15 protein-coding genes are annotated in these 16,374 nt (G+C 68.4%); 11 read left to right on the forward strand and 4 right to left on the reverse strand.

What is annotated here, in order from left to right:
* Positions 1–51: 51 nt before the first annotated feature.
* From ACSFA7_RS09150 to ACSFA7_RS09165, 4 genes are all read left to right on the forward strand, one after another.
* Positions 52–507: a MarR family winged helix-turn-helix transcriptional regulator gene (locus ACSFA7_RS09150; RefSeq protein WP_435499089.1), complete on the forward strand. Its 456-nt coding sequence runs from the start codon at positions 52–54 to the stop codon at positions 505–507.
* Positions 508–592: 85 nt separating this feature from the next.
* On the forward strand, positions 593–1,018 hold the full coding sequence (locus ACSFA7_RS09155) for an organic hydroperoxide resistance protein (protein WP_013543998.1): 426 nt from the start codon (positions 593–595) through the stop codon (positions 1,016–1,018).
* A gap of 167 nt (positions 1,019–1,185) precedes the next feature.
* Complete coding sequence (locus ACSFA7_RS09160) at positions 1,186–2,301, forward strand: DUF2855 family protein (protein ID WP_435499090.1); 1,116 nt, start codon at positions 1,186–1,188, stop codon at positions 2,299–2,301.
* 33 nt (positions 2,302–2,334) lie between these two features.
* Positions 2,335–3,369 (forward strand): serine/threonine protein kinase, encoded by a 1,035-nt coding sequence (locus ACSFA7_RS09165; protein ID WP_435499091.1) that lies wholly within the window; start codon positions 2,335–2,337, stop codon positions 3,367–3,369.
* Here the strand turns inward: ACSFA7_RS09165 and ACSFA7_RS09170 are convergent.
* Complete coding sequence (locus ACSFA7_RS09170; protein ID WP_435499092.1) at positions 3,360–4,247, reverse strand: LysR family transcriptional regulator; 888 nt, start codon at positions 4,245–4,247, stop codon at positions 3,360–3,362. The two genes, ACSFA7_RS09165 and ACSFA7_RS09170, sit on opposite strands and share 10 nt — an antisense overlap.
* Positions 4,248–4,339: 92 nt before the next feature.
* On the opposite strand from ACSFA7_RS09170, the gene ACSFA7_RS09175 reads away from it, so the two are divergent.
* Genes ACSFA7_RS09175 through ACSFA7_RS09185 form a run of 3 tightly spaced genes read left to right on the forward strand, consistent with a single transcriptional unit; the run spans position 4,340 to position 8,243 of the window.
* Positions 4,340–6,061 carry an acyl-CoA dehydrogenase family protein gene (locus ACSFA7_RS09175; RefSeq protein ID WP_435499093.1) on the forward strand — a complete coding sequence of 574 codons (1,722 nt, stop codon included), beginning with the start codon at positions 4,340–4,342 and terminating at the stop codon, positions 6,059–6,061.
* Positions 6,062–6,084: 23 nt separating this feature from the next.
* The gene (locus tag ACSFA7_RS09180) at positions 6,085–7,071 is read left to right on the forward strand and encodes a Bug family tripartite tricarboxylate transporter substrate binding protein (RefSeq protein ID WP_435499094.1); all 987 of its coding nucleotides are present in this window, start codon (positions 6,085–6,087) and stop codon (positions 7,069–7,071) included.
* Positions 7,072–7,100: 29 nt separating this feature from the next.
* Positions 7,101–8,243 carry a CaiB/BaiF CoA transferase family protein gene (locus ACSFA7_RS09185; protein WP_435499095.1) on the forward strand — a complete coding sequence of 381 codons (1,143 nt, stop codon included), beginning with the start codon at positions 7,101–7,103 and terminating at the stop codon, positions 8,241–8,243.
* On the opposite strand, the gene ACSFA7_RS09190 is transcribed toward ACSFA7_RS09185, so the two are convergent.
* Positions 8,229–9,569 carry a UDP-glucose dehydrogenase family protein gene (locus tag ACSFA7_RS09190; RefSeq protein ID WP_435499096.1) on the reverse strand — a complete coding sequence of 447 codons (1,341 nt, stop codon included), beginning with the start codon at positions 9,567–9,569 and terminating at the stop codon, positions 8,229–8,231. The two genes, ACSFA7_RS09185 and ACSFA7_RS09190, sit on opposite strands and share 15 nt — an antisense overlap.
* Positions 9,570–9,665: 96 nt before the next feature.
* Here ACSFA7_RS09190 and ACSFA7_RS09195 point away from each other — a divergent pair, with 96 nt between their 5' ends.
* Genes ACSFA7_RS09195 through ACSFA7_RS09210 form a run of 4 tightly spaced genes read left to right on the forward strand, consistent with a single transcriptional unit; the run spans position 9,666 to position 13,578 of the window.
* Positions 9,666–10,697: a glycosyltransferase family 2 protein gene (locus tag ACSFA7_RS09195; protein WP_435499097.1), complete on the forward strand. Its 1,032-nt coding sequence runs from the start codon at positions 9,666–9,668 to the stop codon at positions 10,695–10,697.
* A complete protein-coding gene (locus ACSFA7_RS09200; protein WP_435499098.1) occupies positions 10,694–11,689 on the forward strand; it encodes a hypothetical protein in 996 nt (331 codons plus the stop codon). Before ACSFA7_RS09195 ends, ACSFA7_RS09200 begins: the two co-directional genes overlap by 4 nt.
* Entirely contained in the window at positions 11,679–12,440 is a 762-nt protein-coding gene (locus ACSFA7_RS09205) for a ferritin family protein (RefSeq protein ID WP_435499099.1), read from the forward strand. The genes ACSFA7_RS09200 and ACSFA7_RS09205 overlap by 11 nt, the downstream gene beginning before the upstream one ends.
* Before the next feature lie 4 nt (positions 12,441–12,444).
* Positions 12,445–13,578, forward strand: a complete 1,134-nt coding sequence (locus ACSFA7_RS09210) for a glycosyltransferase family protein (protein WP_435499100.1) — start codon at positions 12,445–12,447, stop codon at positions 13,576–13,578.
* Here ACSFA7_RS09210 and ACSFA7_RS09215 read toward each other — a convergent pair.
* Together ACSFA7_RS09215 and ACSFA7_RS09220 are read right to left on the reverse strand one after the other, a co-directional pair.
* Positions 13,568–15,226, reverse strand: coding sequence for a hypothetical protein (locus ACSFA7_RS09215; RefSeq protein WP_435499101.1), 1,659 nt, complete (start codon positions 15,224–15,226; stop codon positions 13,568–13,570). The two genes, ACSFA7_RS09210 and ACSFA7_RS09215, sit on opposite strands and share 11 nt — an antisense overlap.
* Before the next feature lie 169 nt (positions 15,227–15,395).
* A complete protein-coding gene (locus ACSFA7_RS09220; RefSeq protein WP_435499102.1) occupies positions 15,396–16,373 on the reverse strand; it encodes a Bug family tripartite tricarboxylate transporter substrate binding protein in 978 nt (325 codons plus the stop codon).
* Between the last annotated feature and the right edge of the window lies 1 nt (position 16,374).

Raw genomic sequence — 16,374 nt, forward strand, 5'->3', positions numbered from 1 at the left:
TGCTTTCAAATTACATTGCACACAATTAAATTGCTCGATAGAATTCAAGCCATGCGCTCCACGACCGTCTCCGCCGACGAAATGCTCAAGCTGGACAACCAGCTGTGCTTCGCCGTGTATTCCGCCTCGCTGGCGATGACCCGGCTCTACAAGCCGGTGCTGGAAAAGCTGCAGCTCACCTACCCCCAATACCTCGTCATGCTGGCACTCTGGGAGCAAGACGGATTGATGGTCTCCGAGCTCGGCGAACGCCTTTCGCTCGATTCCGGCACGCTCACCCCGCTGCTCAAGCGGCTCGAAGCCAACGGCTATGTGGCCCGGGTGCGCGACGTGGCCGACGAACGTCGCGTACACATCACGCTCACCGCCGCCGGTCGCAAGTTGAAGACGCGCGCCGCCAGCGTTCCCGGTTGCCTCATGGCCGCCACCGAATGCTCGGTGCCCGAACTCATCGCGCTCACCCAGCAGATCCAGACCCTGCGCGACCGCATCAAGAAGGCGGCCTGACGGACAACGTTTTTCTCCCTGCTTCGATCGAACAACGAGAGAAGCTTTTTTACCCACCCCTCCCTCCATCATCAAAGGAATCACCATGACCACCAAGCTCGACAAAGTGCTCTACACCGCAGAAGCCCACACCGTCGGCGGCCGTGACGGCGCAGGCAAGTCCAGCGACGGCGCGATCGACGTCAAGCTCAGCTCGCCCGGTTCGGGCAAGCCCGGCACCAACCCCGAGCAGCTGTTCGCGGTCGGCTATGCCGCCTGCTTCATCGGTGCGATGAAGGCCGTCGGCCCGAAGATCAGCGTGAAGGTGCCCGACGACGTGTCGATCGACTCGAAGGTTTCCCTCGGCCCGACGAACGGCGGCGCCGCTTACGGCATCTCGGTGCAACTCGCAATCACGCTGCCCGGCCTCGATGCCGAGCAAAAGCAGAAGCTGGTCGACACCGCTCACCAGGTCTGCCCGTACTCGAACGCCACGCGCGGCAACATCGACGTCGAACTGACGATCGTCTGATTCCAGCGTCAGCCAAGTAAAAAGCGCCCCGGCCACAAGCCGGGGCGCTTTTTTCATGGCCGGCGTTGTCTCACGGGTGACGCGGAAAGGGACAACGCGATAGCGCCTTTCATCAAGCTTGGCTAACGTGGCCGCACGCCCTTCAACGCACCGTGGAGATCGACCCCATGAGCACCACCAGTTTCCTGATCCGCAAGGACAGCCTTCCCACCACGCGCCTGCACACCGCCACCGACCAGCCATTGGCCGACGGCCAGGTGCGCGTGCGCATCGACAGCTTTGCGCTCACCTCCAACAACATCACCTATGCCGCCTTCGGCGACGCGATGAGCTACTGGCAGTTCTTTCCCTCCGAGGAAGAAGGCTGGGGCAGCATCCCCGTGTGGGGCTTCGCGAGCGTGGTGCAGTCCCTGCACCCGGGCGTGGCCGTAGGTGAACGGCTCTACGGCTACTGGCCGATGGCAACGAGCGCGGTGCTGAGTCCCGACCGGCTCTCGCCCGGGCGCTTCACCGATGCGGCGCCGCACCGCGCCGAACTGCCCGCGGTCTACAACCAGTACTTCCGCTGCAACGCCGACCCGCTCTACACCACCGACACCGAAGACCTGCAAGCGCTGCTGCGCCCTCTGTTCATCACCTCGTGGCTGATCGACGACTTCATGGCCGACAACGACTTCTTCGGCGCCACGACCATGCTGCTGTCGAGCGCATCGAGCAAGACGGCCTACGGCACCGCTTTTCAACTGCACCAGCGCAAAGGCATCGAGGTGATCGGCCTGACCTCGCCCGGCAACGTGGCCTTCTGCGAGAGCCTCGGCTGCTACCACCGCGTGGTGACCTACGACGCGCTCGACAGCATCGCGGCCGACACACCGGCCGTGTACATCGACTTCGCCGGCAACGGCGGGCTGCGCAACGCCATCCACGATCGCTTCGCGAACCTCAAGTACAGCTGCTCGATCGGCGGCACGCATGTGGAGCAGCTCGCGTCCAAGGGCGCGGGCAAGAGCCTGTCGGGCCCGCGCGCCACGCTGTTCTTCGCGCCGGCGCAGATCAAGAAGCGCACCACCGAATGGGGCGCGGAGGAATTCGGCCGGCGCATGGTGGCCGCCTGGCGCAACTTCCTCGCCACGGTGACCAACGCCAGCAACCCCTGGCTGCACGCCGAGCAGCACCGCGGCGGCGAGGCCGTGCAAGCCGCCTATGCGCAGGTGCTGGCCGGCAAGGGCGATCCGCGCACGGGCCATATCCTTTCGCTTTACAAACAACCCGGCGGGCTGTGACGCGGCCGCTGCGGGGGTAGCGACAATCGCTGCATGACCCCTTCCCCCGCGGCGCCCGCCAACACCCATCCCTACGAGAGCCTCACGCCCGACGTGGTGCTCGACGCGCTCGCGACGCTCGGCCTGCACGGCGACGGCCGGCTCACCGGCCTGAACTCCTATGAAAACCGGGTCTACCAGGTGTTCCTGGAGGACCGCAGTGCCGTGGTGGTCAAGTTCTACCGCCCCGAGCGCTGGACCGAAGCCGAGATCCTCGAAGAGCACGGCTTCTCGCTGGAGTTGGCCGCGGCCGAAGTGCCGGCCGTGCCGCCACTGGTATTCGACGGCAAGACCCTGCACCACCACGCGGGGTTCGCCTTCAGCGTGAGCCCCTACCGCGGCGGCCGCGCGCCCGAACTCGACAACTTCGAGGTGCTCGAATGGGTCGGCCGGTTCCTGGCGCGCATCCATGCCGTGGGCAGCGCAAAGCCCTTCGAGGCCCGCCCCGCGCTCGACCTGCAGACCTTCGGCCTCGACTCGCGCGACTGGCTGCTGGAGAACGACAAGATCCCGCTCGACATGCAGCGCGACTGGGAAAAGATGTGCAACGAGGCGCTGGACATGGTCCGCGCGACCGCGCTCGCACTGCAGCCGACGGCCTCGGACTTCAAGCCACGCAAGCTGCGCCTGCACGGCGACGTGCACCCCGGCAACATCCTCTGGACGCCGACCGATCACCCCAACGGTGGCCCGCACTTCGTCGACCTGGACGATGCGCGCACCGGCTTTGCGGTTCAGGACCTGTGGATGCTGCTGTCGGGCGACCGCGCGCAGCGCACCTCGCAGCTGTCGGGCCTGCTCGACGGCTACGAGCAGTTCCGCGAATTCGACCGCCGCGAGCTCGCGCTGATCGAGCCGCTGCGCACGCTGCGGCTCATCCACTACAGCGCCTGGTTGGCACGCCGCTGGGAAGACCCGATCTTCCCGATCAACTTCCCGTGGTTCGGCTCGAGCGACTACTGGAAGGGGCAGATCCTCGTGCTGGAAGACCAGTGCGAGCAGATGGCGGAAGAGCCGCTCTACGCCTGAGCCGCGGTTTCAGCGACACCCTGCAGCAGCCGCTCGATCAGCACATTGGGCGGACCTGCGCGCCACACGCCGTAGGCCTCCGACTGCGCCACCGGGCGATCGAGCGGCCGGAACACCGCGCCGCGCAGGGCTGAATTTCGCATCGCCTGCGGCACCAGCGCCACGCCCATGCCCTGCGACACCAAGGACACGACGGCGAGCCAATGGCGCACTTCATGCCGCACCTCGGGCAGGAAGCCCGCATCGGCGCAGATCGACAGGATGCGCTCGTGATAGTCGGGTGAGGCCTCGCGCGAGAACAACACGAAGGGCTGGTCGCGCAGGTCGGCCGGGGCCAGCACCTTCTTGCGCGCGAGCGAATGCCCTGCGGGCAGACAACACACGAAAGGCTCCGACAGCAGCAAGCGGTGATGCAGCTCCGGCGGCATGCGGCTCGTATGAACGAAGCCGAGGTCGAGCCGGTCGTGCAGCAGCTCCGATATCTGCACACCCGAGTTGAGTTCGTTCAGCGTGATGCGCACCGCCGGGTGCTTCGCCTGGAATGCGCGCAGTGCTGGCGGCAATCCGCGATAGAGCATCGCCCCGACAAAGCCGATGCGGAGGCGCCCCGCCGACCCACTTGCCACATCGCGCGCTTCCGTCGCCGCCTCTTCCGCCTGCTGCAGCAACCGCCGCGCCGAAATGCGCAACGCCTCGCCCGCATGCGTGAGCCGCACCTCCTTGCTGTTGCGCTCGAACAGCCGGGCGCCCACCGATTCCTCGAGCTGCCGGATCGCGACCGACAGCGGCGGCTGCGAGATCGACAGGCGCCGCGCCGCGCGACCGAAGTGCAGCTCTTCGGCCAGCACGGAGAAATAGCGCAGGTGTCGCAGTTCCATGAATAGGTAGATCGAATCGAACAAGACCAATTCGATATTAGACACGGATCGTCGCGGCTTCAACAATGTGGCGAACCAGGAGACAAAACGCAATGTCCGAGAACGCCGCTCACGCCGCGCCGCCAGCCGCGCATGCCCATCCGATTCCCGACCGTCACGGCCAGAACCTGTTCACCGTCGACACCGAGCTGCACGCCCTGCTCGCGCTGTACCTGCCCGAGGACCTGCGCACCCACATGCAGCCGCACTTCGAGCGCCTGGGCGGCCTGGCGGGCGGCCTGCTCGACGAGCTGGCCGGCACCGCCGACCGCAACCCACCCACACTGAAGCAGCGCACCCGCACCGGCCTGGACGAGCAGAAGATCGTCAAGCACCCGGCCTACATGGAGATGGAGCGTCTCGCACTCAGCGAATTCGGCTTGGCCGCGATCTCGCACCGCGACGAAACGCTCGGCTGGAAGGGAAAGATGCCGCCGCTGGTCAAGTACGTGCTGACCTATCTCTTCGTGCAGGCCGAATTCGGCCTGTGCTGCCCGGTCTCGATGACCGATTCGCTCACGCGCACGCTCAAGAAATTCGGCAACCCCGAACTGGTCGCGCGCTTCCTGCCGCGCCTGACCTCGCTCGACTTCGACGAGCTCGCGCAAGGCGCGATGTTCATGACCGAGCAGGCCGCGGGCTCCGACATCGCGGCCACCGCAACGATGGCGAGGCGCAAGGTCGACGGCAGCTGGCGCATCACCGGCGACAAGTGGTTCTGCTCCAACCCCGACGCCGATTTCGCGATGGTGCTCGCGCGCGCCGAGGACGGCGCGGCGGGCATGAAGGGCGTGTCGCTGTTCCTGCTGCCGCGCCGGCTGGACGACGGCAGCCTCAACCACTACCGGATCATTCGCCTGAAGGACAAGCTGGGCACGCGCTCGATGGCCAGCGGCGAGATCCGGCTCGAAGGCGCGGTCGCCTGGCTCGTCGGCGAAGAAGGTCGCGGCTTCGTGCAGATGGCCGACATGGTCAACAACTCGCGCTTGTCGAACGGCGTGCGCGCCGCGGGGCTCATGCGCCGCGCAGTGGCCGAGGCCGAATACATCGCATCGGAACGCCGCGCCTTCGGCCGCACGCTCGACCAGATGCCGCTGATGCAGCGCCAGCTCGACAAGCTGCGCCTGCCGGCCGAGCAGGCGCGCACGATGGTGTGCCAGACCGCGCTCGCACTCGCACGCTCCGACGCCGGCGAGCCCGATGCGTATGCGCTGCTGCGCATCCTCACGCCGCTCATCAAGTTCCGCGCCTGCCGCGATGCGCGCAAGGTGACGGGCGATGCGATGGAAGTGCGCGGCGGCTGCGGCTACATCGAGGAGTGGACTGATCCGCGCCTCGTGCGCGATGCGCACCTGGGCTCGATCTGGGAAGGCACGAGCAACATCGTGGCGCTGGACGTGATTCGTGCGGTGAAGCGCGAGGGCTCGCTGCCGGTGCTGCGCGCGCACTGCGAGAAGCTGCTCGGCGATGCGGCGCTCGCACCTGCTTTCGCCAAGGCCTTGCGCGATGCGCTGGCACGCGCCGCGGCGCTGGCCGAGACCGCGGCGCGCGAAGGCGGCGACGTGCTCGCGCGCCAGGCCGCATCGGCGCTCTACCACTGCACGAGCAGCATCGCGATGGCCTGGGAGGCGAGCCACAGCCGCTCGGCCCCGCGCCTGCGCTGGGCGCAACTGGTGCTGCTGCACCGCGTGCTGCCGCGCGACCCGCTCGCGCCCGATGCGATGCCCGCTGACTGGAACACCACCGCGACACGCACCGCAGAAATCACTGCCTGATTCATAAAAATGGAGACATCCTCTTGAGACACCTCACCCATTTCTTCGCCGCAGCCACTGCTTGCGCCGCACTGCTGAGCGCAGCACCCGCTGCGCAAGCCCAAGGCCCCTTCCCTTCCAAGCCTTTGACGCTGGTCGTGCCCTTCCCACCCGGTGGCCCAACCGACGCGATGGCGCGCACGCTCGCCGCCGAGATGAAAGACCGCCTCGGCCAACCCATGATCGTGGAGAACCGCGCGGGCGCGGGCGGCAACATCGGCGCGGAATACGTGGCGCGCGCGGAAGCCGACGGCCACACGCTGCTGTTCGGCACCTCGGGCCCGCTTGCCATCAACGCAAGCCTCTATCGCAAGATCAACTACGACCCGGTGAAGAGCTACGCACCGGTGATCCAGGTCGGCTACCTACCGAACATCCTGGTGGTGAACCCCGCACTGCCGGTGAAGACCGTGCCCGAGCTCGTCGCCTACGCCAAGGCCAACCCCGGCAAGCTGAGCTATGCATCGTCGGGCAACGGCGCGTCGTCGCATCTTGCGGGCGTGCTCTTCAACTCGGTGGCCGGCACCGACCTGCAGCACATCCCCTACAAGGGCACCGGTCCGGCGCTCAACGACCTCCTGGGCAACCAGGTCAGCATGACCTTCACCGACATCCTCACCGCGCTGCCCTACGTCAAGGCCGGCAAGCTGCGCGCGCTGGGCGTGGCGACGGTCGCGCGCTCGCAGGCGCTGCCCGAGGTGCCGACGATCTCGGAGCAGGGCTACAAGGGCTACGACGTGAGCGTGTTCTTCGGCATCGTCGCGCCGGCTGGCACGCCGGCAGACCGCGTGACCAAGCTCAACCATGCGTTTGCCGAAGTGCTGAACTCGCCCAAGGTCAAGCAGATGTTCGCCGCGCAAGGGCTCGAGGCGTCGGCCGATACGTCGCCGCAGAAGCTCGGCCAGTTCATCGTGAGCGAATCGGCCAAGTGGAAGGACGTCGTGAAGAAGTCCGGCGCGCAGCTCGATTGATCGATCGCGAACGCACGGAACACACCGACATGACATCACCCCAAGGCGCCCTCGCAGGCATCCGCGTCCTCGACATCTCGCGCATCCTCGGCGGCCCGTACTGCGGCCAGATCCTCGGCGACCACGGGGCCGACGTGCTCAAGGTCGAGCCGCCGCAGGGCGACGACACGCGCACCTGGGGCCCGCCTTTCAAGGAAGGCGTGGCCTCGTACTACCACGGCCTGAACCGCAACAAGCGCGTGCAGCACCTGGACTTCTCGACCGAGGAAGGCCGCGAAGCGCTGCTCGCGCTGGTGGCCGAGGCCGACGTGCTGATCGAGAACTTCAAGACCGGCACGATGGAGCGCTGGGGCATCGGCTACGAGGCGCTGTCGAAGCGCTTTCCGCGGCTCGTGTGGTGCCGCGTGTCGGGCTTCGGCGCCGATGGTCCGCTCGGTGCGCTGCCCGGCTACGACGCGGCGGTGCAGGCGATGACCGGCATCATGAGCATCAACGGCGAGGCCGACGGCGGCCCGCTGCGCGTGGGCCTGCCGGTGGTCGACATGGTGACGGGGCTCAACGCGGTGATCGGCGTGCTGCTCGCGCTGCAGGAGCGCAACCGCAGCGGCCGTGGGCAGTTCGTGGAAGCGGCGCTGTACGACAGCGGCCTCTCGCTGCTGCATCCGCATGCGGCCAACTGGTTCATGGACGGCACCGCACCGCGCCGCACGGGCAACGCACATCCCAACATCTATCCCTATGACGCGCTGGCCACGGGCACCGACCCGGTGTTCGTGGCGGTGGGCAACGACCGGCAGTTCGCGAGCCTGTGCCGCTGCATCGGCCTGCCCGAACTCGCGGACGATCCGCTCTACCGCACGGCCGGTGCGCGCTCGGTGCATCGCGACGGGCTCAAGCAGCGGCTCGAAGCGGCGATGGCGGCTTTCGACGGACGTACGTTGGTCGATCAATTGATGGCCGCCGGCGTACCCGCCGCGCCGGTGCTCCCCGTGGCCGATGCGCTGCAGCATCCGCACACGCTGCACCGTGAGATGGTGGTGGAGCTGCCCGGTGGCTACCGCGGCATCGGCGCGCCGGTGAAACTGAGCCGCACGCCCGCGAGCTACCGGCATGCGCCACTGACGCCGGGCAATGCGTTCCTGTCCGCTGCCGACGATTCAGCGCAGCACTGAACGGCCGCGGCCGATGCCGTAGTACGCAATGCCGGCGGCTTCGACTTCGGCGGCGTCGTAGATGTTGCGGCCGTCGAAGATCGCGGGCGTCTTCAGCGCGCCCGCGATGCGCGCGAAATCAGGGCAACGGAACACAGGCCATTCGGTCACGAGCGCCAACACGTCGGCGCCCTTCAGCGCATCTTCGGGCGTGTCGCACCAGCGCACATCGCCGCGTTCACCGACGATGGCGCGCGCATTCGGCATCGCCCCCGGGTCGTGCACCTGCACACGCGCACCCGACGCCCACAACCGCTCCAGCAACACAAGGCTCGGGGCATCGCGCATGTCGTCGGTGTCGGGCTTGAAGGCCAGGCCCCAGAGCGCGATGGCCTTGTTCGCGATGTCGCCTTCGAAGTGATGCGTCATCAGGTCGAACAGCCGGCCCTTCTGCTCATGGTTCGCGGCTTCCACAGCCGAGAGGATGCGCAATACCTGCCCGCCGCGATCGGCCGCATGCCGCAACGCCCGCACGTCCTTCGCCAGGCACGAACCGCCGTAGCCCGCGCCCGCCTGCAGGAAGTCGGGGCCGATGCGCCGGTCCGAGCCGATGCCGCGCCGCACCATCTCGATATCGGCGCCCGCATGCTCGGCCATGCGCGCCATCTCGTTCATGAAGCTGATGCGGGTCGCGAGCATCGCGTTGGCGGCGTACTTCGTGAGTTCGGCCGAGCGCCGGTCCATCACCAGCAGTTGCTTCGCGGGGTCTTTGACGAAGGGCGCATAGAGCTGCGTCAGGAAGTCGATGGCCTCGGGGTCGTTGGCACCAATCACCACACGGTCGGGCTGCCGGCAATCGCGCACGGCCGAGCCTTCGCGCAGGAACTCGGGGTTCACGGCCACCGCGATGCGATGTGCCGCACCGCGTTGCGAAAGCGCCGCGTGCAGCACGGCCTCGACCTGCTCCGCGGTGCCGACCGGCGCGGTGGACTTGCAGACGACCACGGCATCGCGGTCCCGGTGCTGCCCGATGCTGCGGGCCACGGCCATCACATGCCGCAGATCGACATCGCCGTCCGCATCGGCCGGCGTGTTGACCACGATGAAGAGAACGTCGCCATGCAGGCTCGCCGCGCGCTCGTCGGCCGTGAACCGCAGCGTTCCCGCGGCGAGGCCTTGCGCCACCAGCGCCTCAAGCCCCGGCTCGTGCAACGGCATCCGGCCCTGTTGCAGCCCCTCGATGCGGCCCGCATCGGCGTCCGCGCACAGCACGTCGTGCCCGGCTTCGGCCAGGCAGGCGGCGAAGCTGAGGCCCACATAACCGGCGCCGAAGATGGCCGCCTTCATGCGCGCGCCCCTTCCTTAAGGCACTGGCAGCAGCGGCGGTTGTGAGATAAAAGCAGGATGCAAGCCTTCAAAACAATGTCCGGACAGGAAAATTCGATGATGCCCGATCAAGTTGCCGCGCGTTGCGCGCTGGTCCTGGAGACCAACAACCTGCGCGGCGGAGCGGATGCCGAAGCCGCCGCAAGCACCAGCCTGCAGCGTCTGATCGCCCTGTTGGCCAAACAGAAGCTACCGCTCACGGCACTGGCCCAGGTGGTCATCACGCATGACGGCCTGAGCACCGCATCGTGCGAGGCCGTCACGGCGCTGGCGGGCCGCCCCATCGACTTCGTGCGTATCGACGCCGCCACCGGCTACTACGACGCCAAGAACGTCGGCTTCGCGGCCACCGATGCCGCGCGCTGCGACCACGTGGTGTTCGCCGATGCCGATTGCCTCCCCGACGATGACTGGCTGCTGCAGATGCTCACGCCCTTCACACGCGGCGCCGATGCGCCCGCGGTGGTCGCCGGCCGCACGAGCTACGCGGACAGCATCGTCGGCACCGCGCTCACGACCATCGACTTCATGTACTTCCCCAACGCCGACCACGCGGGCGCGACGAGCAACTTCTACGCGAACAACGTCGCCTTTCGCCGCGACGTGTTCGAGCAGCACAGCTACCAGGCGCTCGACGGCGTGTACCGCGCGCACTGCCAGGTGCTGGGCATGCGCCTGAAAGCGGCGAACGTGCCCATCCACTACGCGGCCGCGGCCCACACCGAGCACCGCCTGCCCGACACGCGCACCGAGGCGCTCAAGCTGCGCTGGATGCGCGGGCAGGACACGTATTCGCTCACGCCGCACCTCTTGCGCAGCTACGTGTCGGCGCGCTGGCAGTGGCTCGCGAAGAGCGGGCCGATCGGGCCGCTGTGCGTGTTGTTCACGCGGTTGGGTTTCAGCGTGCGCGCGCTCAACCATCAAGACCTGCCTCCCCTGCGCGGCCTGCGCTGGCTCGCGGGCGTGGCGCTGATCGTGGGCTTTTCGGCCATCGACATGCTGGGCGCGTTCGCGCGCGGCATCGGCCTGCACACGACAGGCCGCACGAACGCGGATGCCCAGGCGCTTTCCTACCATCGCCCGACATGAACAAGAAAAACATCTTCAGCCTGCTCGTGCTGGCCGGCGCGTGCGCCGCAGCGGGCGCCGCCGATTTCACCGGCCGCGGCGTCTTCAATTTCAAGTCCGACAGCGGCTGCCCCTTCTCCGCGCTCGCGGGCCCTGCCAACGAATGCAACCGCCTCGCGCTGGACGATGCCGACACGCGCGCCGCGCTCGACAGCGCCGCGCACACCATCCGCTTTGCCAATCCGCGCATCTACGGCGAGAAGACCATCGTGGGCGATGTGCTGCTGCAGGGCTCCGGCCAGTCGCACAGCAGTGGCCAGCGCGTGCCGCTGACCTTCCATGCGCTCGTGAGCCGCTCGGGCAACGAGTGGTCGGTGAGCAGCCATGCGCACTCGCCCATCGGCGGCGAGTTCAGCGACATCCGCATCGACCCGTACCAGGTCGTGGTGATCGAGGGGAGCGCCGAGCGCGTGGTGTTCACGCCGGCGCAGATCAGCGAGACGCTCTCCAAGCCATCGATCGCCGCGCGGCTCGCCAACGAGATCGTGCAGGTGCAGGACAACCGGACGGGCGGCGCCACGGATGCGGACATCACCGTCGGCCTGGGCTTGAGCCGTGCCTCCAAGTCGGTGGCGCGCGCACGTTTCCGCGCGCCTGCGGCCAAAGGCAGCGAGCTCTCCGAGGCGATGCGGCAAGGCAACTGGTCGCTCGAGCTGCAGGCGCTGAGCGGGAAGATTCCGCGCCAGGTGGTGCAGCGCGACCTGTTCCTCTACGGCCTCGAATCGCAGTCGCTGCTGCAGCCATTGATGCAGCGCGGCTTCCGCAAGAACGAGAAGCTGGTGCTCGGCGCGGCGGGCGGCAAGGGCTACGTGCGCTACGACGGCCAGCAGCGCGAGTTCGTCGGTGCCGATGCATCGGCGCGCGCATTCCTGCAGGACAGCTTCATCGGGCTCGTGCTCGGTTGGCAACAACAGCAGCCGCAGCCCCCGGTGGCAAAGGCCAATGGACGTTGACACCGCCCGGACGAACGCGGGGTTCGACTGCCTCGCGCCGCCGACACTTCAAGGCTGGCCGGCGCTGCAGGCGCGACTGGTGCATCACATCAAGCGCGCCGCATTGCGCCAGATGCATGCGAGCCGCGCGGGCGAAGTGATGTTGTTGCGCCTCTACCTGGTCGGGGAGGAATCGTCCGAGCAGGCGCTGCAGCGCGAGTTGCGCACCAGCGCCCCCGAGTGGCTCACACGCCAGCTCGACCAGCACCTGGCCGACGAGCAACTCCATGCGCAACTCTTCGCCGATGCCATCGTCGAACGCGGCGGCAACGCGCAGGCGGCTGCATCGCCGGAAGAAGCGCCGCAGCCCGACTGGCTGAGCCGGCGCAAGCTCGCGCGCTGGCAGCGCCTCATCCAGCGCCATGCGCCGCACTTCGCGCACGGCGGCCTCGTGCCGGCCTATGCGATCGGCCTTGCCGCCGAGCAGATGGCTTCGCGCATCCTGCAGCGCCATTGCGCGCTGATCGGCCCGCGGCATGCGCTGCATCCGCTGCTCACGCGCGTGCTCGCCGATGAAGAGCGCCACATTCGCCTCTGCAGCCACACGCTGCAGCGCTGCGTGGCGCCGCATGAAGAAGCACAACTCGCGCAGCTGATGCACGAGGTGCGCGACACCGAGCGCGGCTTCGGCATCACCGGCGCGCTGGGCATGTACGCGGCCGGCCTGGCCTTGCGCCTGCGCCCTGGCAGCGCGCGGCCGGTGGCCGCCTGAGTCGATGCCGCCGCGCATCGTCTACTTCGCGACCGCGGACGCGCGCGGCCACCTGATGCGCGCGCAACTGCTCGCGCATTCGCTGCGCGCGGCAGGCGCCAGCGTGCAGGTGCTCACCACCTCCGACGAAGGCGCCCGCTTCCTCGCGGGCTTCGGCGTCGAGGCACCTGTGCTCTCGCGCCACTACGCGGTGCAGTTCGACCGCGAGCAGAACATGCTGCGCCGCGAGACCGACCGCAACGTGGCGCACTACGTGTTTCGCCCGGGGCGCATGCTGCGCGACATCCTACGGCTGCGCGCATGGTTCCGCGATGCGGACCTGGTGGTGAACGACTCCTTCCATCCCGCACTGCTGTTCATGGGCTGGATGCCGGGTTGGCGGCGCAAGGTGGTGCATGTGTACGGTGCGAGCCTGCGGCATGCGCTCGAGACCAATTTCAGCGGACGCATGCCGGCGTGGATGGCGAACCTGTTCGGTCGCATCGTCGCTTGGCAGATCGATCGCAGCCGCGCACGCATCGCGCACGACTTCGCCTACGGCGAGCCGCAGCACGATGGATGCGGCGGCCATCAGCTCGCCACGCCGGTGGCCGTGATGGGCGCCGACACGGAGGCGCACGACGACCTCGCGCCGCAAGCTGCGGTCTATCTCAACCCGCATTTCAAGGAAGCGGCGTTGGCCGACGGCCTGGAGCGCGGACTGGCCGATGCGCGCGTGCCGGCGCACCTCGTCGGCGAAGGCTATGCGCAGCGCGCGGGCTGGCACGCGCAGGACGAGCACTGGATCGAGATGGCCGCGCGCAGCGCCTTCATCGTCTCGGCGCCCGGCATGGCGGCGCTGTCGATCGCGGCGGTGTACCGCAAGCCCATCCTGCTGCTCCTGACCGACCAGCCCGAGCAGGCGATCAATGCGCAGCGCGCCGCGCAGCTGGGCCTGCACCATCGCATCGTGGTGTGGCAGGGCCGCACCGGGGATTTCGCGCGGGCCGTGACGACCGCCGCGAGCGAACTGCTCGCACTGGCCGACGACGGCAATGGACCGCAGGCAGCACAGAAGGGCCGCGAGGCCGCCATCGCACGCCTGCAGCACTGGACCGCGCTGCTCCACGACCTCGCCGCTGAAAAACCTAACCGGTAACTCCGCGCGCCGAGTCGCGCAGCGCGCGGAACACCCAGGCCAGCGCACGCACCGGCCGCATCTCGGACCACTGCACCGACGACACCGCCGGCGGCGGCATCGCGACCACGCCCCGCGCCGTGCGCAACGACACCTGCAGTTTCCTGAGCGTGAAGCCCGGCTTCGCGACCGCGCCGCGCGCATTGCCGCGGCCCGCATCGGCCACGACGAACTGCAGCACCAGGCACTTTCTGCCGGCCGTGGGCTGCACCTCGAACACCAGGCTACGCCGCTTGGCGCCGGTGGTGCAGGAGCCGGGCAGCACCACGCCGTCGAACATCGCGTGCACGCTCGTGGCCTTGGCGTTGCTGCGGAAATCGATGCGCACTTCGAGGCGGTGCGGCTGCTGGTGCGAGAGCGTTTCCGCCAGCGACGGCAGCGGGATCACCAGGCACGCCAACTCGCCGATGCTTTTCGCGCCCTCGGCATCGGGCTTCGACCAGCCGTGGCTCAGCCAGCCCGTCGCGGGGCTGCCGAGGTGGAACAGGTACAGGCGACTCAACTGCAGCTCGGCCACGTCGTGCAGGCCGCGGCTCTGGTCATCGAAGCCCCAGCGGGTCATGAAGGCGCGGTCGATGGCGGCGGCGGGCCATGCGGCGAAGTGGTGCGGCACCGCGTCGTCGATACCGCTGATGGCGGCCATGAAATCCATCGCACCGAGTTGGGGCCCGACGGGTATCCACCCCGAGCACGCCACCGGCAGTTGCCCCGCCGCGTTGCGGTCGGCGCGGATCAGCGCATGTGCGGGCTTGCGGAAGTAGCGCGCCTCGGTGAGCACGCTTGACGACAGGCTGGCCGCGAAATGCACGTTGGCGGCCGACAGCAGCGCATAGGTGTTCTCCTCGGTCCACGCCACATTGGGAACGGCCCGAGCGACCGGCGCGAGGTCGTGCAGCGCGGGCTCGTAGGGATGCGGCTTGATCACCAGCAGGTCGACGCTGCGCGCCAGTTCGCGCAGCGGCGCGATGACGCTCGCGGGATGCATGGTGCGCCCGCCGCTCACCAGCGACAGGTCGACCAGGCTCTGGCCGAAGAAGAGCCCGATGCGAAGCCGCGGATCGAACAGCGCCGGCGCACCATGCCGCCCGAAGTGACCCTTGAGCGCGGCCGCGTGGTTCCAGAACACCTCTTCATCGACACGGCGCGCCTGCAGTGCCGCGGCGATGACCGGATCGTTCGTGCGCGCGCAGAAGTGCAGGTGCTCGGTGAAGCGGCGCGGATCGATCTCGATGTCCAGGTAGCTCGCGCCGCTGCGCGCAATGCAGTGCTGCAGCGCGGGCGTGAGGCCCCAGCCGATCACCAGGCAGCCGGGGTCGAAGGCCGGCATGCCTTCGCGGCCATGCACCGGCAGCAGATCCGCGATGCAGGCGCGGGCCCAGCCGGCGGGCGTCGTGGGCAGGTCGAGCCGCGCCATGAGGCGGGCCACGTCGATGCGGCCGCCACCCTCCAGCGGCGCCACCTCGCGCACCGGCAGGCCCAGGCGGCCGAGCGTCGAATCGAAAAAACCGCGCAGGAATCGCCGGTTCGCGGCGTGGTACGGAAGACCGTTGGCGGCGGACCGAAAGAAATCGTCCGCGAAGATGACGTGATTGAACCGGCGGGTTGTCATTGACTGGGTGCGAGCCGGCCTTGCTTGTGCAACCCGTCCGCGCGACCTTCCATGTGCGATGCGCCAATCTAGGCAGTCACTCTTAGTTCAGAGTGAGAGTGGCCGCCTGCGCGCGCAAAGTTCGTGCAAAGGACCCGTAAAGCGGGCCGAAACATTGCCTGTTTTTTAATCAGTCGAGCGACAGGTTGAGGCTCTTGATCAACGGATGCCAGCGCGCCGTTTCGTCGTCGATCAGCGCCTCGAACTGCGCCGGCGTGCTGCCCACCGGCTCGACGCCCGATTCGGCGAGCTTGCGCAGCACCGCCGGGTTGTGGATCGCGCTGGCCACTGACTGCTGCAGCCGCGCCACCAGCTCGGGCGGCGTGCCCGCGGGCACCGCCAGGCCCATGAGCGCGGCCGCCTCGACCCGCGGCATGCCGAGCTCCGCGAAGGTGGGCACCGCAGGCAACTGCGGCAGGCGGGTGGCGTTGGCGACGGCCAGGGCGCGCGCCTTGCCGCTCTGGATGAAGCGGTTGGCCGCGGCCAGGTCGCTCATCATCGCGGGCAGTTGGCCGCCCGCGAGATCGGCCAGCGCGGGCGCAGCGCCGCGGTAGGGCACATGGACCATGCGCAGCCCAGCCTGCCGCTGGAGCAGCTCCATCGCCAGGTGCTGCGGCGTGCCGGTGCCGGCGGAGGCGAAGCTGACCTTGCCGGGAAAGGCCCGCGCATCCGCGATGAAGGCGCGCGCGTCCTTCACGCCGCTGGACGGGCCGACCAGCAGCACCATCGGCAGCCGACCCAGCAGCGTGACCGCCGCGAAGTCGCGCGACGGGTTGTAGCTGAGGTTGCGATACAGCGCCGGGTTGAACACCAGCGTGCCGTTGTCGGCCGAGAGCACGGTGTAGCCATCGGCCGGCGCGCGGGTGGCCTCGATGGCGCCGAGCGCGGTGTTGCCGCCGGCGCGGTTCTCGATCTGCACCGGCTGGCCGGTATCGATGGCAAGCTGGGTGCCGATGGTGCGCGCGACGATGTCGGCAATGGTGCCCGCGGGGTACGGCACGATCCAGCGGATCGGCCGGGCCGGGAAATCGCGTTGCGCGTGCGCAGCCCTGACCGACATGGCGGCGAGGGCCAGTGCCGCAAGCTCGCGTCGGGTCAGGCCGGCCATC

Source organism: Variovorax trehalosi, assembly GCF_051216415.1.
In the GTDB taxonomy this organism is placed as follows: domain Bacteria; phylum Pseudomonadota; class Gammaproteobacteria; order Burkholderiales; family Burkholderiaceae_C; genus Variovorax.

Excerpts from the sequence above, each read along its gene's own strand:
- ACSFA7_RS09190 (WP_435499096.1), bottom strand. The coding sequence starts at position 9,569 with ATGAAGGCGGCCATCTTCGGCGCCGGTTATGTGGGCCTCAGCTTCGCC.
- ACSFA7_RS09165 (WP_435499091.1), top strand. The coding sequence starts at position 2,335 with ATGACCCCTTCCCCCGCGGCGCCCGCCAACACCCATCCCTACGAGAGC.
- ACSFA7_RS09160 (WP_435499090.1), top strand. The coding sequence starts at position 1,186 with ATGAGCACCACCAGTTTCCTGATCCGCAAGGACAGCCTTCCCACCACG.
- ACSFA7_RS09195 (WP_435499097.1), top strand. The coding sequence starts at position 9,666 with ATGATGCCCGATCAAGTTGCCGCGCGTTGCGCGCTGGTCCTGGAGACC.
- ACSFA7_RS09175 (WP_435499093.1), top strand. The coding sequence starts at position 4,340 with ATGTCCGAGAACGCCGCTCACGCCGCGCCGCCAGCCGCGCATGCCCAT.
- ACSFA7_RS09215 (WP_435499101.1), bottom strand. The coding sequence starts at position 15,226 with ATGACAACCCGCCGGTTCAATCACGTCATCTTCGCGGACGATTTCTTT.
- ACSFA7_RS09185 (WP_435499095.1), top strand. The coding sequence starts at position 7,101 with ATGACATCACCCCAAGGCGCCCTCGCAGGCATCCGCGTCCTCGACATC.
- ACSFA7_RS09155 (WP_013543998.1), top strand. The coding sequence starts at position 593 with ATGACCACCAAGCTCGACAAAGTGCTCTACACCGCAGAAGCCCACACC.
- ACSFA7_RS09170 (WP_435499092.1), bottom strand. The coding sequence starts at position 4,247 with ATGGAACTGCGACACCTGCGCTATTTCTCCGTGCTGGCCGAAGAGCTG.
- ACSFA7_RS09210 (WP_435499100.1), top strand. The coding sequence starts at position 12,445 with ATGCCGCCGCGCATCGTCTACTTCGCGACCGCGGACGCGCGCGGCCAC.
- ACSFA7_RS09200 (WP_435499098.1), top strand. The coding sequence starts at position 10,694 with ATGAACAAGAAAAACATCTTCAGCCTGCTCGTGCTGGCCGGCGCGTGC.
- ACSFA7_RS09220 (WP_435499102.1), bottom strand. The coding sequence starts at position 16,373 with ATGGCCGGCCTGACCCGACGCGAGCTTGCGGCACTGGCCCTCGCCGCC.
- ACSFA7_RS09205 (WP_435499099.1), top strand. The coding sequence starts at position 11,679 with ATGGACGTTGACACCGCCCGGACGAACGCGGGGTTCGACTGCCTCGCG.
- ACSFA7_RS09150 (WP_435499089.1), top strand. The coding sequence starts at position 52 with ATGCGCTCCACGACCGTCTCCGCCGACGAAATGCTCAAGCTGGACAAC.